We start from the raw sequence: 25,438 nt of genomic DNA, 5'->3' as shown, positions 1-25,438 counted from the left end.
GCTCACCCAAGTCCGGAAAGACTGAGCCGTTTCGTTACCTTCGGTGGGGTCAGCGGAAGGCGGCGAGGCCGGTGATGGCCTGGCCGAGGCTGAGGGCGTGCATTTCCTCGGTGCCTTCGTACGTGAGCACGGTTTCCAGGTTGGCCATGTGCCGCATGACCGGATATTCCAACGAAATGCCGTTGGCGCCGAGCAGGGTGCGAGCCGTACGGGCGACTTCGATGGCGCTGCGGACGTTGGCCATTTTCCCGAAGCTGACGTGGTTGTGGTGCAGTTTGCCGGCGTCCTTGAGGCGGCCGATGCGCAGCGCGACCAGGCCGGCGCGGTTGACCTCGACCAGCAGGTCGGCGAGTTTGCGTTGGGTGAGTTGGAAACCGGCCAACGGTTTGCCGAACTGTTCGCGGTTCAGCGTGTAGTTCAGCGCGGACTGGTAGCAGGCGCGGGCGGCGCCGACCACGCCGTACAAGATGCCGTAGCGGGCCTCGTTCAGGCAGCTGAGTGGGCCGCGCAGGCCGCGTACTTCGGGGAAGGCGGCCGAAGCTGGCACTCGTACGCCTTCCAGCACCAGCTCGGCGGTCAGGGACGCGCGCAGTGAGAGCTTGTGTTTCACTTCGTTGGCACTGAAACCCGGGGTGTTGGTGGGTACGACGAAACCGCGGACGCCTTCGTCGGTCTGGGCCCAGACGACCGCGACATCGGCGACCGTGCCGTTGGTGATCCACATCTTGGTGCCATCAATGACCCAGTCGCCGCCGTCGCGGCGGGCCCGCGTACGCATGCTGCCGGGGTCGCTGCCGGCATCGGGCTCGGTGAGGCCAAAACAGCCGAGCAGTTCGCCGGTGGCCATCGCGGGCAGCCACTGCTGGCGCTGCTCTTCGGTGCCCCAGCGGTGGATCGCGAACATCGCCAGCGAGCCCTGCACGGACACGAAACTGCGCAGCCCGGAGTCGACCGCCTCCAGTTCGCGGCAGGCGATGCCGTACGCGACGGCGCTGGTGCCGGCGCAGCCGTAGCCCTCCAGGTGCATGCCGAGCAGCCCGAGCTGGCCGAAGCCCTTGGCGAGCTGCTTCGCCGGCAGCGCGCCGGTCTCGTACCAGTCGGCGATGTTCGGTTCGAGCTCGGCGCTCGCGTACGCCCGGACCGCGTCGCGGATGTCCCGTTCCTCACCGGTCAGCTCGCTGTCGAGGTCGAGGAAGTCGGCACTGTCCGGTGAGTTCACGGTCTGCTCCATAAGGGGTCGCGCGCTGGTTGCTTCGTACGTTAGGCGACCGCCAGCGGAGAGGGAACGTGAAAATGGCAACCCTTCACGTGATAGCTTTGTGAAAAGCTTTTCAATTGAAGGAGTGACACTGATGGAACGGACCTTGCTGCGCAACGGTTGGGTGATCGACACCGAGCCGGCACCAGTCGTACGGCCAAAGACCGACGTGCTGATCGAGGACGACCGGATCGTCGCGGTCGGGCCGGAGCTGTCGGTCGCGGACGCGAAGGTGATCGACGCCACTGACCGGATCGTGATGCCCGGGCTGGTGGACACCCACCGGCACACCTGGCAGGCCGCGCTGCGCAGCGTCGCCGTCGACATCGATCTGATGGCTTACCTGGATCTGGTCGGAGGCGTGTTGGCCTCGCGATTCACCTCTGAGGACGTACGCGTCAGCACGCTGGCGGGGGCGCTGGAGTGCCTCGACGCGGGCATCACCACGCTGCAGGACTTCTCGCACATCCAGCGCCGGCCCGAGCACGCCGACGCGGCGGTCGCCGGGCTGACCGAGGCCGGCATTCGGGCGGTTTTCGGGTACGGCTACTCGGTGGCGGCCGGTGACCAGCGCACGCCGTCCGAGGTGCGGCGGGTACGCGACCAGTATTTCCGGTCGGACGCGCAGCTGGTGACGATGGCGCTGGGGCCGCTTGGGCCGTCGTACCAGCGTCTTGACCAGACGATCGAAGACTGGCGGATGGCCGCGGAGCTGGGGCTGCGGATCTTCGTCCACGTCGGCTCCGGGCCGGTCGCGCATCGGCCGATCGAGACGCTCCGCGACCAGGGCCTGCTGACCGCGGACACGACTTATGTGCACGCCAACTCGCTGCCTGACGACGAGCTGAAACTGATTGGCGAGTCCGGCGGCGCGGTGTCCATCACGCCCGCGGTGGAGGCGCGAATGGGCCATGGCGCGCCCACTGTCGGACGGCTGGCGGCACTCGGTGTGACCACTGGGCTGGGCGTCGACGTGGTGACGTCTGTTGCCGGCGACCCCTTTTCGGTGATGCGGGCGACGTTGCTGACAGGACAGTTTGGCGAAGGCGTACGGGTCAGCCCGGCCGACGTCCTGCGGATGGCCACCATCGACGGCGCCGCCGCGCTGGGCATGCGGGACCGGATTGGCTCGCTAAGCCCTGGTAAACAGGCCGATGTCGTGCTGCTGCGTACGGACGCGCTCAACCTCGTCGGTGCCGTACACCACGACCCGATCGGCGCGGTCGTGACCGCGGCGCACCCCGGCAACGTGGACACCGTGCTGGTCGCCGGGAAGGTCGTCAAGCGCGACGGCCAGCTGCTCAGCCCGGCCCTACGACCGACGCTGGACGCCGTCGCGGCGGCGGCGCAGCGGTTGGCGGCCGGCGTACCCGACTGAGGTCGATGTCCGATTGTCACGTGCCAGCACATTTCCGCAGGTGAAGTGGGTGCCGTTGGCGCAATCGGAATCCGATTGTCACCGCGGCTGAGGGGAGAAATCGCAGCTCAGAGCCGGCCGGGTCCCCAGTTCGTGCCACCTCCGCGGTCCGCGGAGGCGCATGGGCGGCCCGACCGGCATTCTTGTGTCATGCCCGGCGGGGAGCCGGGGGACGGAACACAAGGGAGTGAGTGCGATGGCTGACAACTTCATTGGTTTGACTCAGGCGAATGCGTTGGGTCAGGGCGGGCAGCATCTGGGTTCGCAGGCGCAGAGCATTCAGCAGCAGTTGAACGCGTTGATTGATGACATGTCCAAGGACAAGGACGTGATTCAGGGCAATGGGTTGGTGGCGTTCCAGAACGCGAAGAACGAGTTGGTGGGTCGTTTTGGTGAGTTGATGCAGTGGATCAACACGCACGGTATTCACCTGAGTGATGCGCAGACCGGGGTCAATTCCACCGATCAGCAGTCCGGTGACGACCTGTCCAGCGCCAGCTCCGGCCTGTCTGCCCTGATCGCCAACCCCAACCGCTAAGCCGAACCTGAGAGCGAGGATTTGTCATGGGCGCACAGTACGAGGTCGGCGGCAACGTTTCCGGGCTGCAGAACCTGGCGTCGGACCAGCAGAGCTACATTGGCCGGTTCAACGGCATCCTGAACGAGATCAACTCGGCCGCCAAGGACACCCTGTCCAAATGGGACGGTGGCTCCTCCGAGGGTTATTCCAAGCAGCACCAGGAATACGACGCGCACTTCACCCAGGTGCAGAGCGCGTTCAACAAGCTCGTGTCGGCCACCGACGGCGCCGCCAGCAACTACTCCGCGCTGATGGGCAAGCTCAACGGGCTGTTCGGCGGATAGCGCTCCCGATTGGCAAAGAAACCGCCTCTGAGGTCGTACGAACACAACTGAACAGATCCGTCCAGGATCTCCCCGAGTAGAAGGTGGAGTGGCCGCCCCAATCCGGCCGCTCCACCTTCGCCTTTTTCCGAACATTAAAGGACCCTGTTCTGAATCCAAAGTTTTCTTGGTCTGTTGTTGATCACCGCAAAACAAACACGATCCAGTGATTCGGGTATTTGTTCTTTTTCACTTTAAAACCGACCAATTCCGCTCAGCCGATTCGCCTATTGTGCTGCGCTCGTACGCCGGGCAATAGTCACTCCGGACCTGGGTCTTTATCCCGGGTTCTGGCAATTTTTTTCTTCCGCGGTGAGGGGACGAGGCGGCGAATGCACTCGGCAAAAAGAAGGACCAGAACGGTCGTCAGTGCGGTGGCACTGGCGGTCACTATTCCGTTCGCGATCGGGCAGCCCGCGACCGCGGGCCCGTCGACCGTGAAGCCCGCTTCCGCGAGTGGCGCCGACCGCGCCGTCGTGGTCGTGCTGCACGACCAGCTGGGTGCCAACCCGGCGACCAAGGCGCAGTCGTCCAACCGCAAGGCCAAGGCGACCAGTGCCCAGGACGCGGTGTTGGGCCGGCTGTCCGGCGCGAAACCGTCGAAGGTCAAGCATTTCGCGCTGGGTAACGCGTTTTCCGCGACCGTGACGCCGGATCAGGCGGCCGCGCTGGCCGCTGACCCGTCGGTCGCGGCGGTCCTTCCCGACTCCAAGGTCCAGCTGCCGGCGCCGACCGCCGGCCCGGCCGCGGGCGCGAGCACCGGCACCTCGGCCAAGGCCGCGACGCCTAATGACGCGCCCGGGGCGATCTGCCCGGCCGACCCGAGCAAGCCGCTGCTGGAGCCGGAGGCGCTGACCTCCATCCACGCCGCCAGCACCGACGGCAGCAAGAGCGCCGCGGACCTGGCGTCCGGTGCCGGGGTCAAGGTCGCCTTCCTGGCCGACAACATGAACCCGAACTACGCGGACTTCATCCGGCCCGACGGCAGCCACGTTTTCGCCGACTACCAGGACTTCTCCGGGGACGGGCCGAACACGACCGACGCCGGGGCCGAAGCGTACGGTGACGCCTCCTCGATCGCCGCGCAGGGCACTGTCGTGCACGACCTCTCCAAGTTCGTCAACCAGGCCCACCCGCTGCCGCCGGGCTGCAACATCCGGATCCGCGGCGTGGCACCGGGCGCCAGCCTGGTCGGCCTGAACGTTTTCGGCTCCACCGCGACGAACTCCGCGGTCCTGCAGGCCATCGACTACGCGGTGACCGTCGACCACGTCGACGTGATCAACGAGTCGCTCGGCCTGAACCAATACCCGGACAGCAGCTCGCGCGCGCTGTTCCAGGTCTTCAACGACCAGGCGGTCGCCGCCGGGATCACCGTCACCGCCTCCAGCGGCGACGCCGGCATCACCGGCACGATCGGCTCGCCGGCCACCGACCCGCTGGTGATCTCCGCCGGCGCGACCACGGACAACCGGCTGTACGCGCAGACCACGTACGCGGCTTTCCCGTTCTCCAACGGAAAATGGATCAGCGACAACATTTCCGCGCTGTCGTCGTCCGGCCTGACGCAGGGCGGCCGTACGGTCGACCTGGTGGCGCCCGGCGAGGGTAACTGGTCGGACTGTGAGCCGACCTACGCCGAATGCCGGACGTTCCAGTCGCCGACGCAGGGCGCCGACGTGCAGTCCTTCGGCGGTACGAGCGAGTCGGCCCCGCTGACCGCCGGCGTCGCGGCGCTGGTCATTCAGGCGTACCGCGGCACCCACAAGGGCGCCTCGCCGTCTCCCGCGCTGGTCAAGCAGCTGATCACCGGCACCACCCGCGACCTCGGCCTGCCGGCCGACGAGCAGGGTTCGGGTCTGCTGGATGCCCGCGCCGCCGTCGAGGCCGCGCTGACCGCGCCGGGCAGTTCCGGCGCCCCGGCCGGCGTGAGCTCCAACATCACCCTGTCGACCAACCAGGTCACGTTGTCCGGCGCGCCGGGCAGCACCCAGTCGAGCACGGTCAAGGTCACGAACGTGGGCAACAAGGCGTTGACGGTGGCCGGTGGCACCCGTGGTTTCGCGCCGATCTCGTCGGCCCGCGCCAGCACCGCTTTCGACTCCTCCACGTTGCCGACTTTCTCTTACTACAACGGAGCCACGTGGGCGTACAAGAAGGTCACGTTCACCGTGCCGGCCGGTTCGCAGCGGCTGTTCGAGCGGATGGCCTGGCAGGGCAGCCCGAAGACCGTCAACGGTGCGTCGGTGACCCCGGTCGTACGGATGACGTTGTTGGCTCCGGACGGCACTTTCGTGGCCAACAGCCGGCCGCAGGGCGGTCCCGCGACGGCTAACTACGCCAACGTGGACGTACGTTCTCCCAAGGCCGGCACGTGGACCGCGGTGCTTTACTCGCTGGCCGGCGCGGGCGGCTACACCGGCCCGATCCAGCTCGCCACCGACAACGAGCGCACTGTCCCGTACGGGCAGATCAGCCCGGCGAACTTCATCCTCGCGCCGGGTGCCAGCAAGCAGGTCAAGGTCTCGATGACCACGCCGGCCAGCGGTGGGGACGCCGACTACTCGGCGACTTTCGCCAGCTCCGACGGGCACCAGACCTCGGAGTCGGTGATCCTGCGCAGCCTGATCCCGACCAACCACGGCGGCGGTACGTTCAGTGGCGCCATCACCGGTGGCAACGCGCGGGCGCAGTCGCCGGCGCAGACCTTCAGCTACCAGTTCGACGTGGCGAAGGGGCACCGTGACCTGGATGTCGCGCTGACGCTGGCAAAGGACGCCGGTGACCTGGTCGACGGTATCCTGATCGACCCGAACGGCGAACTCGCCGACGTGAACAGCAACGCCTCGCTGGACCCGTCGTACCAGACGGTCACCCAGGGCAAGGGTGTCCAGCTGTTCGACGCGAACCCGCTGCCCGGCCGCTGGACTTTCGTGGTGGTCGTACAGAACCCGGTGACCGGTTCGGACATTTCCGAGCAGTTCAACGGAACCGTCGGCTACGACAAGGTGGACGTGAAGGCCGCGGGCCTGCCGCAGTCGGCGCACACGACCTTGACGGCGGGCAAGGCGACGCAGGTGCCGGTGATTGTGCACAACACTGGAGTCGAGCCGATCGCGGTGGGCGTGAACGCTCGTACGAACACGGTGCAGACCATCCAGCCGGTGGCCATCCAGGGCAACACCACGGTGGACCTGCCCGAGGTCGGCTCCAACGCGCCGGTCTACTCGGTGCCGCCGGACACCAGCAAGCTCAGCGTCGCCACGTCTTCCAGCGTGCCGGCGCAGATCGAGCTGCAGGGCTCGGCCGCGGGCATCGACGTGCTCGGTGACCTGCAGGCCGCACAGAACGGCAGCACGGTCTCGATCGCCACGATCTCCGAGCACACCGGATTCATCAGCAAGGGAATCTGGTTCGGCAGCGTCCAGGAAATCGGCCCGTTCGGCCCATCCGGTGCTCCGTCCGGCACGGCGTCGTACACCGCGTCGATGCGGACCGCTGGCTTCGACAAGGCAGTCACCTCGTCCACCAACGACCCGTACGCGAATTCGGTGGACCCGAACGGCGGCTTCGGCGCGCCGGCGGTCATCCAGCCGGGCGCGAGCGCGGTCGTGATGGTGACGATCACGCCGAACGGCGCCAAGGGCTCCACGGTCACCGGCCACCTGAACCTGGTGACGGTGCCGACCCTGCCGACCGGCGCGACCGGCATCCCGTTCGAGGGCACCGGTGAGGTGATCTCGGTCCTGCCGTACACGTACAAGATCGGTTAGGTTTTCGCTCTCCAGTAGGTTTCGCGTTCCAGTGCGGCGGCGGGGGTCTCCTCGTCGCCGCACTGGTACGTCCGAGGCCAACCTTCCGGGATGCCCGGTGTTGATCTTGGTTAGTTGGCCCACCCATAACGGGCATCAGTCCGGAATGTCGTTTTCGTACGGGCCAACTAACCAAGATCAACAACACCGACCGCCGCGCGCATCGCTGCCGCTAGGTGAGGGTGACCCAGCCGTGTGGGGTCTGGAGGGTTGCTGTGAGGCTTTCCTCGGCGCCGGGTCGTACGGGCAAGGTCACCCCGAGAGCGGCCAGTCGCGACTCGGCCGCCGCCGGGTCGGGATGGGTGGCGATGAGGGACGTCAGGTCGACGGCGGGCAGGTTGGCGTCGGCCGGGTGGGTGGTGGTTCCCCAGTCGATCAGGAAGGGCACGATGCCCTGCCGGTCGCCCGACGCCGGCGTGGTGAGCCGCCATTGCAGCAGGTCACCGGCCGGAGTGCGGCGGGACAGTAGGCCGATCGAGCCCGGGTCGTATCCGGCCGTACGCGCCTTGGAGACCCGCTCTTCGAGATCCGTCGCGCGTACGGCCCAGGTGACCAGCGCGGTGGTGGACAGGTCGTCGATGCCGAAAGGACGCGGCGCGTCCGGCGTGGGCTGGTCAGGATCCGGGCCGATGATCTCCAGGTAGCGCCGGCCGCCGAGGCCGGCCAGGAAGTTGCGGGTGCCGCGGCCGACGTGCCGGCCGCCCTCGGCCGGCGTGATCCCGGTCAGCTCGGCGAACCGGCGGACGGTCGCCGCGAGGTCGGCGGTGGCATAGACCAGGTGGTCGAAATCCGGGTCAACGGCCGGCATCGGGCTCCTTGGAGGTCAGGTCGGTTTGAGTACGATCCGGGCGGGGCGGGCGACGAGCGCCACCAGGACGCCGATCAACGCGCCAAGCGACGTACCCACCAGGGCATAGCCGGCGGAGGCGCCGACCGTGAACCAGAAGTCGATCGTCGAGCCGTCGCCGTCGGTCGGGAACAGGAGTACGGGCAGCCAGCTGATCAGGTCGATCACCAGGCTCAGCCCGCCCGGCAGCAGCCCGACCAGCAGGCCGGCGCGGACCGGGTGCCCGGCGACCGCGGCGGACCGCACCACGCCCGGCACGATCGCGGCGACGCAGATGGCGGTCGCCAGGACCTCCACCACGACGTTGATGCCGATCGCGATCGGCTGCAGCTCGGCAATGCCCAGCTGCAGCCCGTACACCAGCCAGTGCAACAAAATCGTCGACGTGAGAGCGCCGACGAACCGGAAGGCCAGCGCGGTGAAGACCGCGACCATGACCGCGCCGAGCGCGACCTGGATGGGCCGGACCAACGCCACCAGGCCGTAGATCAGGGCCCCGATCAGGATGTTGAGCAGCACCGCGAAGCCCTGCGGCGCGCCGGTGTTGACGATGACCACGCCGCCGGCGATCGCCGCCGGCACGAAACCCACGGCCAGCGAGACGAGAATCGTGGCTACCGGCGCGGGCAGCTGGCGCAGCCGCCCAAGGACCAGCAAAGACACCGCGGCCGCTCCGATGCCGGCCGCGACCGACATGGCGTTTGTGCTGGTCAGGCTGATAATTCGGTTGTTCGCGAAGAACGGAAAGGCGTAGAGGAAGAGCAACGTGAGCAGCACCAGAAGCAGACTGAGGACGACGGTTACACCGGCCGTACGGGTCAGCTGGCGCGAGTCCAAACGGTGCGACGGGGGCACGGGTGTGGGCCTGAGATACGGGGAAAAACCACTGGTGGTCATGGTGCTGCGCTCCTGGGGTCAAAAGTACGCGGCACGAGCGTACTGACCCCGGCCAAGCTCAGCCCAAGATGGCGCGGCAGCACCTGGTGGAGGGCAGAATGTCGCAAAGGTGCTGACCTGCAGCTGACTACACAGCGAATGCGGGACATCTCCCGCGTCTGGTTCCGTAGAGTCCCACGCGTGGCTGACCTGAGTGCGTCCGAGCAGCTCGATGCCGGTCGACGGCTCGTTGCGACCAGCGGGGCGCGGCGGCGCCGGCGGCTGGTGTCGCCGTTGATCGCCGCCGTGGCGAGCCTCGGTCTGGTGGCGGCAGCGGTCAGCGGCGTGGTGGCGCCAACCTCGGGCGCGCGGTTCGCGCCGACCGGGCACTGGGTATACAACGTGGCCAAGCAGACCGCCTTCCACGTCGACGGCGCGACCGGTCAGGTCGACGCCGGCATCGACGTACAGTCCGAGCCTGGTACGCAGGTTGTCCAGACCGACACCGACGGCTACGTCGTCGGCCACTCCAAGGTCGTCCAGTTCGGCAAGTCGAACCTGCGGGTCAGCAGCACGACGGCGGCGCCGGCCGCGGAGGAACCGCTGGCGATCGAGGCGACCGGCGGGTCCTATCTGATCTATCGCAGCTCCGGCAAGATCGTCCGGCTCGGCGCATCCGCGCAGGTCGTCACCGTCGGCGACGCGATTGGCGACCCGGTGATCGGCCGCGACGGCACGATGTGGATGCTGCACACCGGCAGCGGCCTGCTGTGCGAGCTGCCCAAGACGGCTGTCAGCACCACCACCTGCCCGGGGCATCTGCCGGCGGGACACGGCGGGGCGCTGACCACGGTCGCCGGCAGCCCGCGGGTGTTGGACACCACCGCGGGCACGCTCTACCCGCTCGGCGCCCATGGGCTCGGCACCGGCAGGCCACTGGGCGTACCAACCTCAGCCGCGACCCGGCTCTCGCCAGCCGACGCGAACGGTCGGTTGCCGCTGCTCGACCCGACCGGTCGCACGCTCTATCTGGTGGACCCGGACAGGCCCGCCCAGCCGATCCAGGTGCCGCTGGGCGCCGGCCGGTACGCCGGACCGCTGTCCAGCGGCCCGTTGGTCGCGATGGTCGACGTGACCAGCGGGACGTTGGTCACGTACGACAATCAGGGTCACCGCAAGGACGCGAAGCCGATCCCGGCCAGCGACGGCATGCCGACGATGACCAGTGGCGCCGATGGCCGCGTCTATGTGCAGAACGGCGCCGGTACGCATTTGCTGGTGGTCGGCAAGGACGGCACCATCAGCGACGCGCCCGTCATCGGTACGCCAGCGCCGACGGGCAGCCCGCAGCCATCAAGTCCGCCGCAGACGCCGGCTCCGCCGCTGTCTTCGACGCCGCCACCGGTGCCGCCACGGACATCGCCCCAGCCGCCCACCGAACCCGGTCCGCCGACGATCCAGGCGCCGCCGCCGCAGGGGCCGCCGGCGGTGCCGGCAACCGTGCCCGGCGCGCCACCCGGCGTCTCCGCGGCCGCGGGTTCCGGGTCGGCGACGGTGCGCTGGAGTGCCGCGGTCGCGAACCGTGCGACGATCAGCGCATATGTCGTGACCTGGCGAAACTCATCCGGCGCGACCGGTTCCCAGGTGGTCGCGGGGTCCGCTCGTACGACCACTGTGTCCGGGTTAGGCAACGGCGTGGCGTACACGTTCAGCGTCGCCGCGCGCAACCGGGTGGGCGACGGGCCGGCGGCTGCCGCGGCCGCGGTGACGCCGTTGGCCGCGGCCGCGGCGCCGGGCGGCCTCTCGGTCACGACTGCCGGGACGACCGCGACGCTCAGCTGGTCACGACCGGCGCTCAACGGCGGCTCGCTGGTGCGCTACCAGGTCAGCGCGACTGGCGTGGCGAGCCGTTCGGTGACCACCGAGAACGCCACGGTCAGCGGCCTGGCCAAAGGCAGCAGCGTGACCTTCACGGTACGGGCGATCACCCAGGCGCCGGACGGGCGCACCCTGACCGGCGCGGCCGCGAGCCGGACCAAAGTGCTCCCGAGCCAGACGCTGACGGTCAGCCGCGGGACGCACGACTGCTCGTCGCAGTATCCGCAGCAGGACTGCTATCGGATGCACGTGGTGCTCCAAGGCTTCAGCCCGAACACGCACTACGAGATCAAACCGCATTCGGACGATGCGTCGTACAGGAACCCCGGTTCCGGGCAGGACACGGACTCGAACGGTTACCAGGAGTTCGACGCGTTTGAGTACTACGGAACGGGCCACTACGTCTGGGTGACCGCTGAGACGCCCGACGGCACCGTTGTCGCCACGTCCAACCGCATTCTTTGGGGTGACTGGTGAGCGTCGCGTACGACCGTCGTTAACCCCTCTGCCTGCCACCACGGAGTCGCCATGTCGGGACCGCCCGAGACCTCGCTGCGCAGCGTGCCCAAGATCGTCTGGGTCGCCGCCCTCGGCATGCTGGTACAGGCGGTCGCGACGATGTTCGTCACGGCCTATCAGTTCAGCGACGCCGGCCAGCAGGCCCAGCACGGCCGGGTCACCACTGGGTTCGAGTACGTGCTCCTGGCCGTCAACCTGGTGGTGGCCGTGCTGCTCGCGGTCGCGTTCACGACCCTGCTGTCGCGGCGGCCGCGGGCGCGTACATTCGCGGTCGTCCTGGAGGCGGCCGGGATTCTGGAGAACGCCGTCAACGCCTTCGCCGGCCACCTGTATTCGCTCACGCCACTGTTCGTCGCGGTCGCGGTCATCGCGCTGCTGACCCATCCGACGGTCGGCGGGTGGCTCACCGCGGCACCCGGTTCGCGCTGACGTTGTGTCCGTGACCGCAAGCTGCCGCATGGGTTCCGGCCGTCGTCCTCGGCCCGATGATGGGTGAGTCCGGCCAGACGGGCGGGACCGACCGGCAGGTTGCTGCCGCCCGCACAGAGCCGACGTGGCAGGAAAACAAGGGAATTCCAGAGGACGAGCGGTCTGATGAACAACGGTCTGGTGAACAAAGTCAATCTCGTGAAGGTGACCGTCGCGGCGCCGTCGCGGCGCATCGATCTCGCGCTGCCGGAACGGTCGCCGCTCGCCGAACTGTTGCCGGGCCTGCTCCGGCACGCCGGTGAGCAGTTGCCCGACGACGGCGTCGCGGCCGGCGGTTGGGCGCTGTGCCGCGCGGACGGTACGCGCCTGGATCGGACGAAGTCGCTGTTCGCGTTGCGGGTGATGGACGGCGAGGTCCTGCATCTCGTACCGGCCCGGACGGACTGGCCTGAGCTGGAGTACGACGACCTGATCGACGCGGTCGCGAGCGGCTCGGCCGGTGCCTCCAGCGCCTGGACTCCACGGCACACCCGATGGGCGGGTTTCGCCGGCAGCGGTGTCATCGCCGCGCTCGGGCTGGCGGCCGTACTGCGCGCCGGCCCGCAGTGGGGTTTCGCGGCGCTGACCGCGCTGGCCGTCGCGCTGGTGCTCATCGCGTCGGCGATCGCGCTCGCGCGTGCGGCCGGCGACGCGCGGGCCGGGGCCGTACTCGGGTCTTTGGCGTTGCCGTACGCGTTCGTGGGCGGTGGCCTGCTTTTCGCTGGCAACCTGCCGTTGACCCAGCTCGGGGCGCCGCACGTGCTGGCGGCCAGCGCGGCGCTGCTGCTGGCCGCGATCGCCGGGTTGTTCGGCGTCGTCGACCGGGCCGCGTTGTTCACCGCCGCCGCGACCGCCGGCGTGCTGGGCATCGTCGGCGGCTGGCTCGCCACCGGCACCGCGGCGAACGGCGCCGGCGCCGCGGCGGTGGTGGCAGGCCTCGGGCTGATCATCTCGCCGGTCTTCGCGCCGCTGTCGATCTGGATGGCGCGGATGCCGCTGCCCGTCCTGCCGCGTACGGCCGGTGACCTGCTCAACGACGACCCGCTGCCGCCGCGTTCGTCCGTGTACGCGTCCGTGCTGCGCGCGGACTCGCTGCTCACCGGGCTGGTCTGGGCGCTCGCGGCGACCGCGGTCATCGGCAACGTCCTGCTGGTCGTGCAAGGTGGTACGGCCGGGGTCGTGCTCTCGGGCGTGCTGAGCATCGGCTTCCTGCTCCGGGCGAGGCTTTACCCGATCGTGCGGCAACGCTCGGCGCTGCTGGCCGCGGGCCTGGGTTGCCTGGCCTGCTCCACCAGCTGGATGTTGGTCGCGACGCGGGCGTACCTGCTGGCCATCGACGTGCCGATCCTGATCCTGCTCGCGGTCGTCGTGGGGCTGGTGGCCCGCTGGCACAGCACGCACGCGGCGAGCCCGTATCTGCCGCGGGCGGCCGAGATCTTCGAGATCTTCGTGGTGCTCTCGGTCGTACCGATCGGCTGCTGGGTCCTTGGCCTGTACGGGTTGCTGCGCGGATTGGCGGGTTGACATGGCGTCCAAACGCGACCAGCTCCAGGCCCACCAGTTCCAGATCCAGCGGGCCGTCTCGGCGCTCGTGCTGCAGGAGAGCGACCCGGAGCATCCGCCGTTTCGCCGGGTCGGCGGCGCGGCCGTGGCCGGCCTCGTGCTCGGCGTGCTGTCCCTGGTCGCGGCCGGTGTCTTCGGCCTGATCTTCCCGGGCGGCAACTCCTCCTGGAAGGACGGCAACTCGGTCATCGTGGAGAAGGAGACCGGGACAAGGTATGTCTACCTCAACGGTGAGCTGCATCCGATGATCAACTACTCGTCGGCGCTGCTGGCGCTGGGCAAGCACGCGGAAACCGCCAGCGTCTCGCACAACTCGCTGGTCGGGTTCACCCGCGGTCCGCAGATCGGCATCCCGGACGCGCCGGACGCGCTGCCCGGGCCGGACCGGGTGGTCGGCGATTGGACGCTGTGCTCGGAGCCGACCACCACGGCGACCGGCGCGGCGACGGTCAGCTCGGTGCTGCTGGTCGGCGCGCCACCGGCCAGCGGCTTCCCGACCGGCCAGCGGTCCATCCTGGTCAGGGCCGCTGGAAATGGCACGGAATACCTGATCTACCAGGGATATCGGCACCTGATCGACAGCCCGGAGACGGTGAACGTGGGCCTCGCGGTCGGGTCCGTCCAGGTCGCCACCGTCAGCCCGGCACTGGTCGAGTCGCTGCCGCAGGGCGACCCGATCGCGCCGATCGCGGTCGCCGACGCGGGCAAGGCGTCGACGGCGGTGCCGGGCCGGTCGGACATCCGGTCCGGGGCTTTGTTGACCATGCAGACGCCCGGCGGTGGGGCGCAGCACTACCTCGCGAGTACGACGCAGCTGCAGCCGATCTCCGAGCTCGCGTACGACATCCAGCTCGCCTACCCGCCGACCGCGAAGGCGTACCAAGGTGACCCGTTCGGGATGGCGCTGAGCCCGAACATCGCCTCCGGCGCGCGGATGGCGACGCCGACCGCGGTTACCGAGTCGTCGGCGCCGTCCGTGCGGCCGGACTTCGTCTCGATCGCCGACCAGACGACCGTGTGCCTCGGCTTCGCGTCCGGGTCGTTCGTTCCGGACGTGTCGGTCGCGGACGTTCTCCCGGCACCGGACCGCCAGATCGCGACCGCCGGTCGTACGCCCGGCGGCGTCGCTCTCGCCGACTATGTGTACGTGCCGCCGGGCCAGATCGCGGTCGTCGAGGTGATGCCCAGCCGTACCGCCCTCGCCGGCACCCTCGCCGTCGTCACCGACCTTGGCATCGGCTATCCGCTGGCCAGCCGGGACGTGCTCGGTTGGCTGGGCTACGACGGTGTGACGCCGGTCAAGGTGCCGGCAGCCCTGATGGCCCGGCTGCCGCAGGGGCCAGGACTGTCGCAGGGCGCCGCGATGCAGCGCGGATGACCCACCTACGTCCTGGAAACCGAAGGCGGGCTGGCTGTGACTTGATCGCCCTTGACTCGTTCTCCTCGTCGACGGTCTTTGATAGCCAGCTTCGGAAGGGATAACTCGGTGCCGAGTGGTCATACGGCTGAGTTGATTGTTCTTGGGGATAAGCCGTGGATTTTGGATACCATGACCGGACGTTGTATCCGGTTGGCGTGGGTGTTGGGGAAGCTGCGATGGGGGTCCGGGTGAACCAGCCTGACCTGACGAGTCAGAGCGGCATGCCGCCGAACGGCGCCGCGCCGAACCCGGCGACCCAGGCCGCCGCACAGAGCGTCTACGAGCGGATCGCCGCCAACGTGCAGACCGTTGTAAGAGGCAAGCCGCAGGTTGTCCGGCTGGCGATCTGCGCGCTGCTCGCCGAGGGCCATGTCCTGATCGAGGACGTGCCCGGGCTGGGCAAGACGACGATTGGCCGCTGTCTCGCCCGCAGCATTGGCGGGACGCTCAGCCGCATCCAGTTCACGCCGGACCTGTTGCCTGGTGACATCACTGGTGTGCAGGTGTATCACCAGAATCTGGAACGCTTCGAGTTTCATCCGGGTGGGGTCTTCGCGAACGTTGTTCTCGCCGATGAGATCAACCGTGGTACGCCGAAAACTCAGTCGGCGCTGTTGGAGGTGATGGCTGAGCGGACCGTCACGGTCGACTCGGTGCGGCATGAGGTGCCGCGGCCGTTCCTGGTGATCGCGACGCAGAACCCGATCGAGATGGAAGGCACGTACCGGCTGCCGGAGGCACAGCTCGACCGGTTCCTGATGCGGATCGAGGTCGGCTACCCGGACCTGGAGACCGAGGTCATGGTGATCCGCGGCGAATGCGCCGGCTTCGGGCCGGACACGCTGAACCCGGTGGTGTCGCTGGCCGAGCTGTACGCGGCTGTCCAGCACGTCCGCGGGGCACATATCGACGACGCGATCGTGCGCTATGCGGCGCAGCTGGCCAGCGTCACGCGTACCCATGCCGACCTGCGCTATGGCGCCAGCCCGCGCGGCAGCATCGCACTCGTCCGGGCGGCGCAGGCGTTGGCCGTCACGTACGGAAGGGCGTTCGTGACGCCGGACGACATCAAGGAAGTCGCCGTGCCGGTGCTCGCGCATCGGCTGATCCTGACGCCGGAGGCGGAGCTGAACCAGCGCGACCCGGCCACCATCGTCGCCGAGGTGCTGGCACACACCCCGGCCCCGACCCGGGTCGGCGGCAGAGCGGGTACGGAAAGCTGATGCCCCGGCTGACCCGCCGCGGGGTCGCGCTGCTGGTCGCCGTCGTCGTCGTTTTCGCGGCCGGTCAGCTGCTCGGCTTCGCGGTCCTGCTCGCGCTCGCCGGCGTGGGTGTCGGCGCGCTGGTGGCCGCCCTGCTGGTTGGTACGCATCGGCCGAAAGTCGAGGTGACGCGCGAGGTCTATCCAGACCGGGTCTCGCGCGGTGGCGCGGCGATCGCGCGGCTGCGGGTGCAGAACCCGGGCACCCGCTGGCAGGCCGGTTTCACCGCCGGGGACTGGATCGGCGAGCGGTTCCGCCAGGTCGTCGTGCGGCCGCTGAGGCGCGGCACCAGTGCGCACTACACGTACGAGCTGCCGACGGACGTACGCGGAAAACACCTGGTAGGTCCGCTGACGCTGGACCGTCAGGACGCGCTCGGCCTCGGCCACAGCCGGGTCAGCACCGGTGCGACCGCGACCCTGTGGGTGCTGCCGCGGACCCTGCCGATGCGCGCGATGTCCCGCGGCCGGCTGCGTTTGCACTACGACGGCGCGGCAACGCCGTACTCCCTGCGCGGTTCGATGGACCTGCGCGAGGTCCGGCCGTACGTGCCGGGCGACGAGGTTCGGCATCTGCACTGGAAGGCGACGGCGAAGACCGGCCAGCTGATGGTCCGCGAGTACGTCGACCCGAACCAGCCGCGGTTCACCGTCCTGCTCGACTCGCGCTCGGAGACGATGCCCGCGCACGTTTTCGAAGACGCCGTGGATGTGGCGGCCTCACTCGTCATCTCGGCGGTTCGCGCTGACTACGGCTGCCGGCTGCTGACGACCTGCGGCATCGACTCGGTTTCCAGGCCCGGCGCCCGAGCGCTGGGCCGGCGGATGCTCGACGAGCTGTGCCTGCTGGGCCGCGGCTCGGACAGCGCGGCCCCGCTGGTGCCCGACCGGATCGGCGGCCGCGAAGGCGGCGGTCTCACCCTGGTGGTGGCCGCGCTGACGGCCGCCGACCGCGCGGCTGTCGCGGCCGTACGATCGACATTCGCCACCGTCGTGGTGATCGCGCTGGGGTCCACCGAGATCGCGCCGATCGCCGGGGTGAGCGTCCTGCGCGCCGCGACCGCGGACGAGGCGGCGGACCGCTGGAACACGGCCGTCACCCGATGAAGGCGCGCGCGCTCGCGGTCCTGGTCCTGCTCGCGGCCGGTGTCGCCGGGCTGTTTTTCTCGCCGATCTTTGGCTTCTGGGCGGTCTTACGCCCGGTCGCCGCCGTTCTCGTCGGCTGCTACCTCGCCGTGGAGTTGAGCGTACGATTCCCGCCCCTGGCCGTCTTGCGGGCGCCGCTGGTGATGCTTGGCGGCCTGCTGGGAGCCGTCGAGAGCGAGCTGTTCGCGACCACGGTGTTCGGGCTGCCGACCGACGCGACCATTCGTGGCCTGGTCTTGGGCATCACCCAGTCCTGGCAGCTCACGCTGCAGTCGACCTGGCCCGCGCGGCCCGATCCAGCGGCGCTGCTTTTCGTCCCGCTGGCGGTCGCGCTGGCCGCGCTGCTGGGCGTCGAGCTGGTCCGCTGGGCGCCAGCCGCGCTGCTGCCGAGCCTGGTCGTGGTCGGTTTCAGCCAGGCGTACCTGCCGCTGACGGGATGGGCCGCGGCCGGCGGCGCCTGCGCCTACGGCGGTGTCGCCGCGGCTCTGCTGATGGTCTCGCGCGACACCGCCTTCCTGCGCTCGGCGAGCCGGTGGGGCGTCCGGGTGTGGGCGCCGACGCTGGTCCTGGGCCTGGTCGGCGCGATCCTGGTGACGCTGCTCGATCCGGTCACCCCGGTCCTGTCGCTGCGTCAAACCCAACCGTCCGCGGCGCCGGTGATCCTGACCAGCCCGCTCGACGACCTGGCCGCGAACCTGCGGGAGCCGGACGTACCGGTGTTCACGTACACGTCGACCGGGCACGTCGACCGCTGGCGGCTCGCCGTCCTCGCTGGCTTCGATGGTGCCAACTGGTCGTCCAGCGCGGTGTTCCGGCGGATGGGCGCCACGGTCGCGCTGCCCAGCGGCATCACCGTGCCGACCACCAGCCGGGCCGCGACCGTCTACCTGCCGGGCGCGACCGGGCAGACCGATCAAAGCGACCAGAATGCCTGGTGGCTGCCCAGCCAGCCGCTGCCCACGTCGGTGGCTGGTACGACGCCATGGCTCGACCAGAGTTCCGGCGTCTTGGTGGCGCACGACCGCCCGGCCTCGACCAGCTACCGCCTGACCTGGCGTGAGCCCGAGGTCAGCTCGGCCGCGCTGGCCGGCGCCGCGGTCGACCCGCACGCCGACGGCGGCTTTGGCGGGCTCGGCGAGATCCCACCTGGCATCTTCGACCTCGCGACCAGTGCCGTGCATGGCATCCGGCCGTCCTTCCAGGCTGCCCTCGTGCTGGAGCGGTTCCTGGCCGACAACTACAAGGTCGCGACCGGAAAGGACCTGCCGACCGGCGCCGCCTGGCCGCAGCTGACGAACTTCCTGTTGCAGAGCAAGCGCGGCACCAGCGAGCAGTTCGCCGCCGCGTACGTCGTGCTGGCCCGGCTGCTGGGCATCCCGGCCCGGATCGCGGTCGGCTACCGCGGCGAGGTTGCGGCGCCCGGGCTGCCGATCACCGTGCACAACCGGGACGTGCTCGCCTGGCCCGAGGTGGCGGTGGCCGGCGTCGGCTGGGTGCCGCTGGATCCGACCCGTACGGCCGCCGGCTCTGGTGCGTCGGTGGCCGCCGACAACAGCCTCGCCGCCGCCGCCGACAAGGCGCGCCAGGATCTGCCGCCAGTCAAGCAACTCCGCGACCCGCCGCTGCCTCCGCGCGCCGATGACGGCGGCCGGCCACCGGTCATCAGCCTCGGGTGGATCGTGCCGGGTTTGGTGCTGCTGCTGGCTTTGATGGCCCTCGTCCTGATCGGCATTCCGGTGCTGAAGGCCCTGCGTCGGGTACGCCGGCGGCGGGCGACGGGTCTGGACGGTGTCGTCGCGGCGTGGGCCGAGGCACGGGATCTGTTGCGGTCACACGGTTTGGCGGTCGCCGCCGGCATGACCCCTCGGGACGTGGCCGCCGCCTGCGATCGTGGCGAAGGCCCGCCGGTTGGCGCGCACGTCCGGGTTTTGGCCGTGTTGCTGGATTCCGCGCTCTGGTCCGGCGCCGCGACCCAAGCCGGCGCGGTGGAAGGCGCGTGGTCAGCGGTGCTGCTGGTCCGCCGCGGCCTGGCCAGCCAGCCGCTGTTTTCCCGTATTCGGGCGACTTTGCGTCCGGGCAGCCTGTGGTCTCCAGCCGCCGGGAAGACTCGTACGCGACGGCTTCCCACCGCGCTTGGCCGACGGGTCCGTGGCCGGCGCGCGCTGGTGGCGGAATAGTTCAGGACATAACGGCAGAAGCTGGCGCCATCGGGAATGACTGGCCACTAGCTGCCACCGGTCGTACCAGTCGCGGGCGCGACGGCACACTGCGAGCATGACCGGATCCCAGGAAGTCGCCCGGCGGCGCTCGGCTTTGGCGGCGATCGCGGAGAGCGCCGAGTCGCCGGACGGCCTGGTCGCCGCGACTGTCGGCGAGTGTGGCGAACTACGGTCGCTCTGGCTGGACCCGCGCGTCTACCGCAACCGTGACGCGGCCGAGTTGGCCGGCGACATCCAACAGACCGTCAGGTCGGCCGCGGCCTTGGCCCGCCGGCGGGCGTACGAGATCCTCGAACCAGACCTGCCGCCTGGCGCCACCGTCGAGGACGCCGACCTCGTCTTCGACCCGTTGTTGACCGCGATCGACAAGATCACCGGCACGCGTACGGCGGCGCCCCCGTCCTGCTGGCGGCGGGCATGACTGCTCCCGGCGCGAACATCGATGTCGAAAGTGCCGCCGCCATGATGTCGAGCCTGCGGGCCGCGGCCGACCAGATCAACACGCAGTGGGCCAGCGCCAAGGGCCAGATCGGCTCGTGGGAAGGCCAGCTCGGGCGGGACGATCTCGGCCAGTTGTTCATGGCCAAATACCGGCCGGCCGCGACGGCGGTCGAGCAACAGGCCCAACAGCAGGTCGACGCCGGTGAACGCCTCGCGACGGTCGGCGCGCAAAGCGTCCAGCTCTACCAGGCCGCGGACGCCCAGGCGAAGCAGGGATTTCCCGGCGCTCCCACTCACTAGCTTTCACCGCGCTCAGCCAGCGAGGTCAAAAGTCGAGCTGGGGCCGGTCCGATCAGAGGATTCAGATGCCGCTCACCCCGGTGGACCCGACGGGTTCGACCACCACCACCGCCGCCGTCGCGCTTCCGTCCGGCGCGCTTTGGGATGCCGTGGTCGGATACATCGGTTCGAACCCGTGGCCGCTGGACTCCGAGCAGAACGCCGGCCATCTCGCACAGACGTGGGACGGCGTCGCCCAGTCGCTGAGCGGCGGCACCCGAACCATCTATCCGCTCTCCCAGCAGGAAAGCCAGGCCTGGCCAGATGTTGCGGGACAGTCCATGCATGACGGGATGATTCGGCAGGTCGAGCAGTTGGAGAGCGCGTCGCAGCAGGCCCAGAGCCGCTCGATGGCGGCGAACCGGTACGCGCAGGTGCTCACCACGACCAAACGCGGGATCAGCGACACGATCCAGCAGTTCGACGCCGCGTACCAGCAGATTCCCAACAACATCCTGTTCGCTGCCTTCCGGCAGAGTTTCGTCCTGGGCGTGGCGATGCGGATCGCTGGTGTTCTCAGTCAGGCGCGTACGGATTTGCAGGCCGACGAACCAGCCGCGCCGCCCGCGCCCTCGATCATTCCGGCCGGGCAGCACAGCGCCGCTGACGTTCTGAAGCGCGCCGCCGACGCAAAGGCGAGCCCGCAGGAGATCGCGGACGCGCTCGCGCTTATCAAGAAGATCGACGACCACGCGGCGGCCCTGCCACTGGACGGGAAGCACAGCCTCAGCCCGGCCGAGCTGAACGAGCTCACGAATATCTATGGGACACTTGACAAAGACGTCACCAAGCTCCCGGATGTCCTCAAATCCGTCCCCGGTGTGGACCCGGCCATCGCAGACAAGACACTCGGCGACGGTCTTCTCGCGCTGTCCAACGAAAAGCTCGGCGGCGGGATGACCGCCGGTGGGGATCCGGCGCACCCGCGGTTCGGTCTTCCCGCCGGGATCCGCGACCTGGTGACGCAGAACCCGATCACGTCGGTGGCCTCGGCGTCCCTCGCGATCGGGCAGGAACCCTCGGCTCGGCTGACCGACGAAGCCGGCTGGAAGGGGCTGTCGACCCTGCTCGGAGCGTCCACCCTGACCGGGGGAACGGAGTTCTCCAGTGACCTGACGAAACGGGCCGCGGACATCGCGGCGGCACAGACGCGAGCGACCCCGACGAGCCACCTGCTCGGACTCGAAGTCAACGAGAACCACGGCGAGGGCCTGCTGGGAGACAAAAACGGCACTTCCGAGGTGCTGCAGAACGTCCTCACCGCCTCGACGCGGAACCACGACGCGGACGCCGGGCTGCTCAGTACGGTAGGTCCGGACGGAAAAGTCAACGCCAGCCCGGACGCGGGCAAGCTGCTGTCCGACCTGACGACGTACAAGTGGAGCGATGGCGGCAAAGCCGCGTCGGGTCTGGTCGACTGGGTCGCGGCGGGTTCTCAACAACCGCACAACTCGGCGGAATACCTCGACGCGCGTAATGCCTCGATCGGCGTCTTCCAAGCTGTCGGCGACGACCACAACACCAATGCGATTCTCGCGGGTGTCGAGCACAACGCGGGATGGGCGAACGGCCTCGGTACGGTCGCGAGCTCCTGGCCGCACGCGCTGGGCGGCTCGGCCGGCGACAGCCCGACCGGCGTCGACGGCGACGGGTTGCAGATTTCCGACCGGGACGCCAACCGGCTGCTGGGCGTGGTCTCGACCAACCGCGACGCGTACAACGCCGTGAGCCTCAAGATCGGCGACTACGAACATGGCGTGATCGACCAGATCACCCACGATCGTGGCCTGACCGGCAACGCGCCGCTCACGTCAGCCCAGCAACTGCAGGTCGAGGAGCTGTCACGGCTGGAAGCACGTGTCGTCGGCGCACCGCATCTTTTGCAAGACCATTACAACGACGTCGCGGCCGCGGACGACAAGCAGGTCACCTTCTGGCTCAACGAAGGAAAGACGGGTCTGCAGTTCGCCACCGGTGTGCTGCCGACTCCGGCCGCCCCGATCGCGAGCCTCGGCGTTGGCGCGATCGTCGACTATTTCAACAACCCGGCCAATCATGTGCCGCAGCCGACCATCGACCCGGCGGTCCAGGACCATCACGGTTACGACTATGTCGGCGGCTATACCAACGAGGCGACGTACAACTACGCGTCGAGCCTCGTGCGCGATGGCCACGTACCGCAGAATTTGCAGCCTTTCATCGACCATACACAGCCAGCCGGCACACCGCCGCAGCTGCGCCGGCTTGAGTCGCTGAGCAGCGAAGAGCGCCAGGCGTTGGAGGGGGCCGTCCGTGACGACAACGGCGGGGCCTTCATCGACAGCTATGGCGGCAACCTCGGCGACGCGTACACGACCGAACGGCGTGACGGTCACTTTTAGGTTCTCCGCACGAAAGTCACGCGGCAGCTGCCTTGCGGTACGAGGCAGCTGCTGCTCTCGTTTGGCTGCTGCGATGGGTGGACGGACCAGCAAGGTCACAGCCCTGGCAGCACAGCGTGTCCTACGTACTGAACCGGGCGGCGATGGGAGAGAACGTCGATCCGGCCGAACTGAACAAAGCGCTCGCGACCCTCAAGGAGATCAACGACAAGGCCGGCGACGCGCTGAAGAACGGCGAACATTTCAGCACCGCCGACATCAACTTCCTCGACCAGTCGCTCGGCGCGATTGGTCCCAACCCTGACCACACTCCCTGGCCTGCTCAACGGCCATCCCGGCGCCGCTGGAATCATTGGCGACAGCATTCTGGCGCTGTCCAACCAACAACTCGGTGGCGGCGCGCTTTCGCTCGCCGCCACCCCGGACAACCCCGGCTATGGCCTGCCGCTGGCCATCCATGACCTCACGGCGACGCCAAACCAGGTCAGTCTTGTTCCCAGCCCGAATCCGGCGGGCGCCCAGTCGACCGCCACCTATCTGTTCGCCAACAATGAGGCGTGGCGCGGACTGTCGACGGCGCTGGGTGCTTCGACGCTTACCGGCGGCACGGAATTCTCCAGCGACCTGACCAGGCGAGCGGCCGAGTTCGCCCACGTCGGTACGGAAATCGCTGCCACGCCCTGGTTCGCGCCGGTTCTTGGAGAGGGCCTCTTCGCGAAATCAAACCATGATGCCCTGTCCAACAGCCTTCAGGACATCCTGTCCGCTTCCACTCGTAGCCATGACGCCGACGCTCAGGTGTTCCTCGCACCGGACGGCGCGAGCACCTATCACACATTCGCCGACTTCGACTGGGCCGACAAGGGAAAGGCGGCTGGTGGCCTGACGAACTGGATCGCGGATGACACCATCGCCGCTCACCAGCACGGTACCGAAGACCAGCCCGCGAACGACGCGGCCGCGAAACCTATCCACCTCATCACCGATGGCGGTTTCCGGGATGGGGGCAGTGACCAGCAGCTTTTCCACGATTTCTCAAAGAACCCGGAGCTTGCCACCAGTCTTGGCCGGGTGGCGCAGGCCAACGTCAGCGCGTTCACCGAGCCGGCCGCCCAGAACAGCAACACGGGTGTGGTTGGTGGACACCTGGAGATCGGCGCGGACGCTCGAAAGGATCTGCTCACCCAGATCGGAGCCAAGCCGGAGGCGCTGCACGCGTTCGCCGGCGCGGCTGGCTCGCAGGAGCAGCAGCTGATCCATGATCCGGATCTGTCGCCCGGCGCGAGCGCTTACCGCAGCAGAATTCTCGAGGAAACCTTTACAACGCTCAGCAGGAGGCACAGCACCAGCACACTCTCGCGGCCGACCATGTCAGGGCCGAGAACGCGAGCGACACCGGGCGCGCGATCGCGGTCGGCAAGGCCATCGCGACCAAAGTGATCACCAAACTTCCTGGCGTCGGAACGGTCGCGTCGGTGATCGCTGGCACCGAATGGAAGGACGCGGTCTCCCACGACGCCGGGAGCGGCGTGGCGCCGTTGTAGGCTCTGAACAACACCGACGGTGGCGCGTCGGAGGCGAATATCGCCGTGCAGTACGTCAACGCCGGGCGTATCCACGGCGCGTACGTCCCGCCCGACCTCTATTCGGGGCAGGTCGACGCGAACAACGTTCCGCAGCTCCGGACTCCGCTGTCGGCGGCGGACCAGGGCCGGCTGCTGGATTCCCTGTACGGTTCCGATAGTCAGGACTGGAGAGACGCCAAAGCGGGGTCCTCGCCCACCGAGCACCAGGGCGGCCACTGACACTTCTGGACGGGTCCTTTTGCTTGCCAGCTCATCCCTGTCGCGCAGGGTCTGGCGCGCTACAAGACGGCATTGATTTAATTGAACCGCTCCGGCTTTGTGGAGACCTGATCATCTCCCTCCAACACCGCGATCCGCGCGTCCGACTCCGACCCCGCCGCTCGGCTCACCCGAGGGCCGCGTCCCCTTGCCGTCCTGCCGCACCCAGTGCCGCAACGTCTCAGCATTCACGCCAAGCTGCTCCGCCCGCGCGATCGCGCCACGCCCCTCACCAAGCTCAAGCGCCATCCCACCGCGCGAACCTTCAACTCCGCCGGATATCTCATCGCCGCTGCCATACCGTTCATCCTTCCCGGAACGGTCGGCCTCCAACGAACCCGGGTGATCCATAGAGACCGCTCTGGCTGTGTATCGAAGGAAACCCTTGCCCACTCCACGGCGTTTGTTCCACTACGACACGGCCGGCTTAGTAGAGCAGGGTTGTGGGCCGCCGGGCGTGGTGGTGCCCGGCGGCCGGGTGGATTTTTCTATGCGGCGAGTTGGTTGATGCCGCGGATGGGTCTTCGTTCGCGGTCAACGTAGGCGGGCGGTAGGAATTCAACGATTCCGTCGACGATGCGTACGTCCCAGCCACCGTGGTGCACTAATCGATGGCAGCGGTCGCACAGGAGTACGCAATTGTCAAGGCAGGTATGCCCACCATCGGCCCAGTGCTGCACGTGGTGCCCCCGCGTCCAGCGGGGTGGTCGGCCGCATCTGGCGCAGCCTTTGTCTCGCGCTATCAAGGCTTTGCGTAGGGCTGGTGTGATGAGTCGTTCGTTGCGCCCGACATCAAGGGGCACGCTGTCGCTGCCCAGCACGATCGGGATGATGTCCGCGTCACAG

General features: G+C 68.6%; 20 protein-coding genes. 16 read left to right on the top strand and 4 right to left on the bottom strand.

Annotation, left to right across the window (positions count from 1 at the left end):
- Positions 1 to 49: 49 nt before the first annotated feature.
- Positions 50 to 1,231, bottom strand: a complete 1,182-nt coding sequence (locus ABD301_RS34040; protein ID WP_344314309.1) for an acyl-CoA dehydrogenase family protein — start codon at positions 1,229 to 1,231, stop codon at positions 50 to 52.
- Between the two features lie 121 nt (positions 1,232 to 1,352).
- Between ABD301_RS34040 and ABD301_RS34035 the strand changes: the two genes are divergently transcribed.
- The 4 genes from ABD301_RS34035 to ABD301_RS34020 all read left to right on the top strand — a co-directional run bounded on the left by ABD301_RS34035 (position 1,353) and on the right by ABD301_RS34020 (position 7,351).
- Complete coding sequence (locus ABD301_RS34035) at positions 1,353 to 2,636, top strand: amidohydrolase family protein (protein WP_344314308.1); 1,284 nt, start codon at positions 1,353 to 1,355, stop codon at positions 2,634 to 2,636.
- Positions 2,637 to 2,871: 235 nt separating this feature from the next.
- Entirely contained in the window at positions 2,872 to 3,213 is a 342-nt protein-coding gene (locus ABD301_RS34030) for a hypothetical protein (protein ID WP_344314307.1), read from the top strand.
- A gap of 26 nt (positions 3,214 to 3,239) precedes the next feature.
- Positions 3,240 to 3,539, top strand: coding sequence for a WXG100 family type VII secretion target (locus tag ABD301_RS34025; RefSeq protein WP_163572761.1), 300 nt, complete (start codon positions 3,240 to 3,242; stop codon positions 3,537 to 3,539).
- 413 nt (positions 3,540 to 3,952) lie between these two features.
- Positions 3,953 to 7,351, top strand: a complete 3,399-nt coding sequence (locus ABD301_RS34020; RefSeq protein ID WP_344314306.1) for a S8 family serine peptidase — start codon at positions 3,953 to 3,955, stop codon at positions 7,349 to 7,351.
- A gap of 211 nt (positions 7,352 to 7,562) precedes the next feature.
- On the opposite strand, the gene ABD301_RS34015 is transcribed toward ABD301_RS34020, so the two are convergent.
- Positions 7,563 to 8,198 carry a VOC family protein gene (locus ABD301_RS34015; RefSeq protein WP_344314305.1) on the bottom strand — a complete coding sequence of 212 codons (636 nt, stop codon included), beginning with the start codon at positions 8,196 to 8,198 and terminating at the stop codon, positions 7,563 to 7,565.
- 15 nt (positions 8,199 to 8,213) lie between these two features.
- On the bottom strand, positions 8,214 to 9,074 hold the full coding sequence (locus tag ABD301_RS34010) for a hypothetical protein (protein ID WP_344314304.1): 861 nt from the start codon (positions 9,072 to 9,074) through the stop codon (positions 8,214 to 8,216).
- A 240-nt stretch (positions 9,075 to 9,314) separates the two neighbouring features.
- Here ABD301_RS34010 and ABD301_RS34005 point away from each other — a divergent pair, with 240 nt between their 5' ends.
- From ABD301_RS34005 to ABD301_RS33950, 12 genes are all read left to right on the top strand, one after another.
- Positions 9,315 to 11,468 carry a fibronectin type III domain-containing protein gene (locus tag ABD301_RS34005; RefSeq protein WP_344314303.1) on the top strand — a complete coding sequence of 718 codons (2,154 nt, stop codon included), beginning with the start codon at positions 9,315 to 9,317 and terminating at the stop codon, positions 11,466 to 11,468.
- Positions 11,469 to 11,519: 51 nt separating this feature from the next.
- Complete coding sequence (locus ABD301_RS34000; RefSeq protein ID WP_344314302.1) at positions 11,520 to 11,939, top strand: hypothetical protein; 420 nt, start codon at positions 11,520 to 11,522, stop codon at positions 11,937 to 11,939.
- A gap of 165 nt (positions 11,940 to 12,104) precedes the next feature.
- Entirely contained in the window at positions 12,105 to 13,502 is a 1,398-nt protein-coding gene (gene eccD, locus ABD301_RS33995; protein WP_344314301.1) for a type VII secretion integral membrane protein EccD, read from the top strand.
- A 1-nt stretch (position 13,503) separates the two neighbouring features.
- Entirely contained in the window at positions 13,504 to 14,919 is a 1,416-nt protein-coding gene (eccB, locus tag ABD301_RS33990; protein WP_344314300.1) for a type VII secretion protein EccB, read from the top strand.
- Positions 14,920 to 15,137: 218 nt separating this feature from the next.
- On the top strand, positions 15,138 to 16,184 hold the full coding sequence (locus ABD301_RS33985; RefSeq protein ID WP_344314299.1) for an AAA family ATPase: 1,047 nt from the start codon (positions 15,138 to 15,140) through the stop codon (positions 16,182 to 16,184).
- A complete protein-coding gene (locus tag ABD301_RS33980) occupies positions 16,184 to 17,329 on the top strand; it encodes a DUF58 domain-containing protein (protein ID WP_344314298.1) in 1,146 nt (381 codons plus the stop codon). Before ABD301_RS33985 ends, ABD301_RS33980 begins: the two co-directional genes overlap by 1 nt.
- A complete protein-coding gene (locus ABD301_RS33975) occupies positions 17,326 to 19,545 on the top strand; it encodes a transglutaminase TgpA family protein (RefSeq protein WP_344314297.1) in 2,220 nt (739 codons plus the stop codon). Before ABD301_RS33980 ends, ABD301_RS33975 begins: the two co-directional genes overlap by 4 nt.
- A gap of 97 nt (positions 19,546 to 19,642) precedes the next feature.
- On the top strand, positions 19,643 to 20,008 hold the full coding sequence (locus tag ABD301_RS33970; RefSeq protein WP_163572750.1) for a YbaB/EbfC family nucleoid-associated protein: 366 nt from the start codon (positions 19,643 to 19,645) through the stop codon (positions 20,006 to 20,008).
- Positions 20,005 to 20,328, top strand: coding sequence for a hypothetical protein (locus ABD301_RS33965; protein WP_163572749.1), 324 nt, complete (start codon positions 20,005 to 20,007; stop codon positions 20,326 to 20,328). The genes ABD301_RS33970 and ABD301_RS33965 overlap by 4 nt, the downstream gene beginning before the upstream one ends.
- Before the next feature lie 65 nt (positions 20,329 to 20,393).
- Positions 20,394 to 22,748: a TPR repeat domain-containing protein gene (locus ABD301_RS33960; protein ID WP_344314296.1), complete on the top strand. Its 2,355-nt coding sequence runs from the start codon at positions 20,394 to 20,396 to the stop codon at positions 22,746 to 22,748.
- 288 nt (positions 22,749 to 23,036) lie between these two features.
- The gene (locus ABD301_RS33955) at positions 23,037 to 24,188 is read left to right on the top strand and encodes a TPR repeat domain-containing protein (protein ID WP_163572744.1); all 1,152 of its coding nucleotides are present in this window, start codon (positions 23,037 to 23,039) and stop codon (positions 24,186 to 24,188) included.
- 149 nt (positions 24,189 to 24,337) lie between these two features.
- Positions 24,338 to 24,553: a hypothetical protein gene (locus ABD301_RS33950; RefSeq protein WP_163572743.1), complete on the top strand. Its 216-nt coding sequence runs from the start codon at positions 24,338 to 24,340 to the stop codon at positions 24,551 to 24,553.
- A gap of 527 nt (positions 24,554 to 25,080) precedes the next feature.
- Here ABD301_RS33950 and ABD301_RS33945 read toward each other — a convergent pair.
- Positions 25,081 to 25,438 (bottom strand): HNH endonuclease (locus tag ABD301_RS33945; RefSeq protein ID WP_344314295.1); only part of this gene is annotated, 358 nt, incomplete at its 5' end.

Source organism: Fodinicola feengrottensis (assembly GCF_039530045.1).
Lineage (GTDB): Bacteria > Actinomycetota > Actinomycetes > Mycobacteriales > HKI-0501 > Fodinicola > Fodinicola feengrottensis.
Note: the sequence above shows the minus strand (reverse complement) of the source record. Positions and strands in the feature narration are given on the sequence as shown.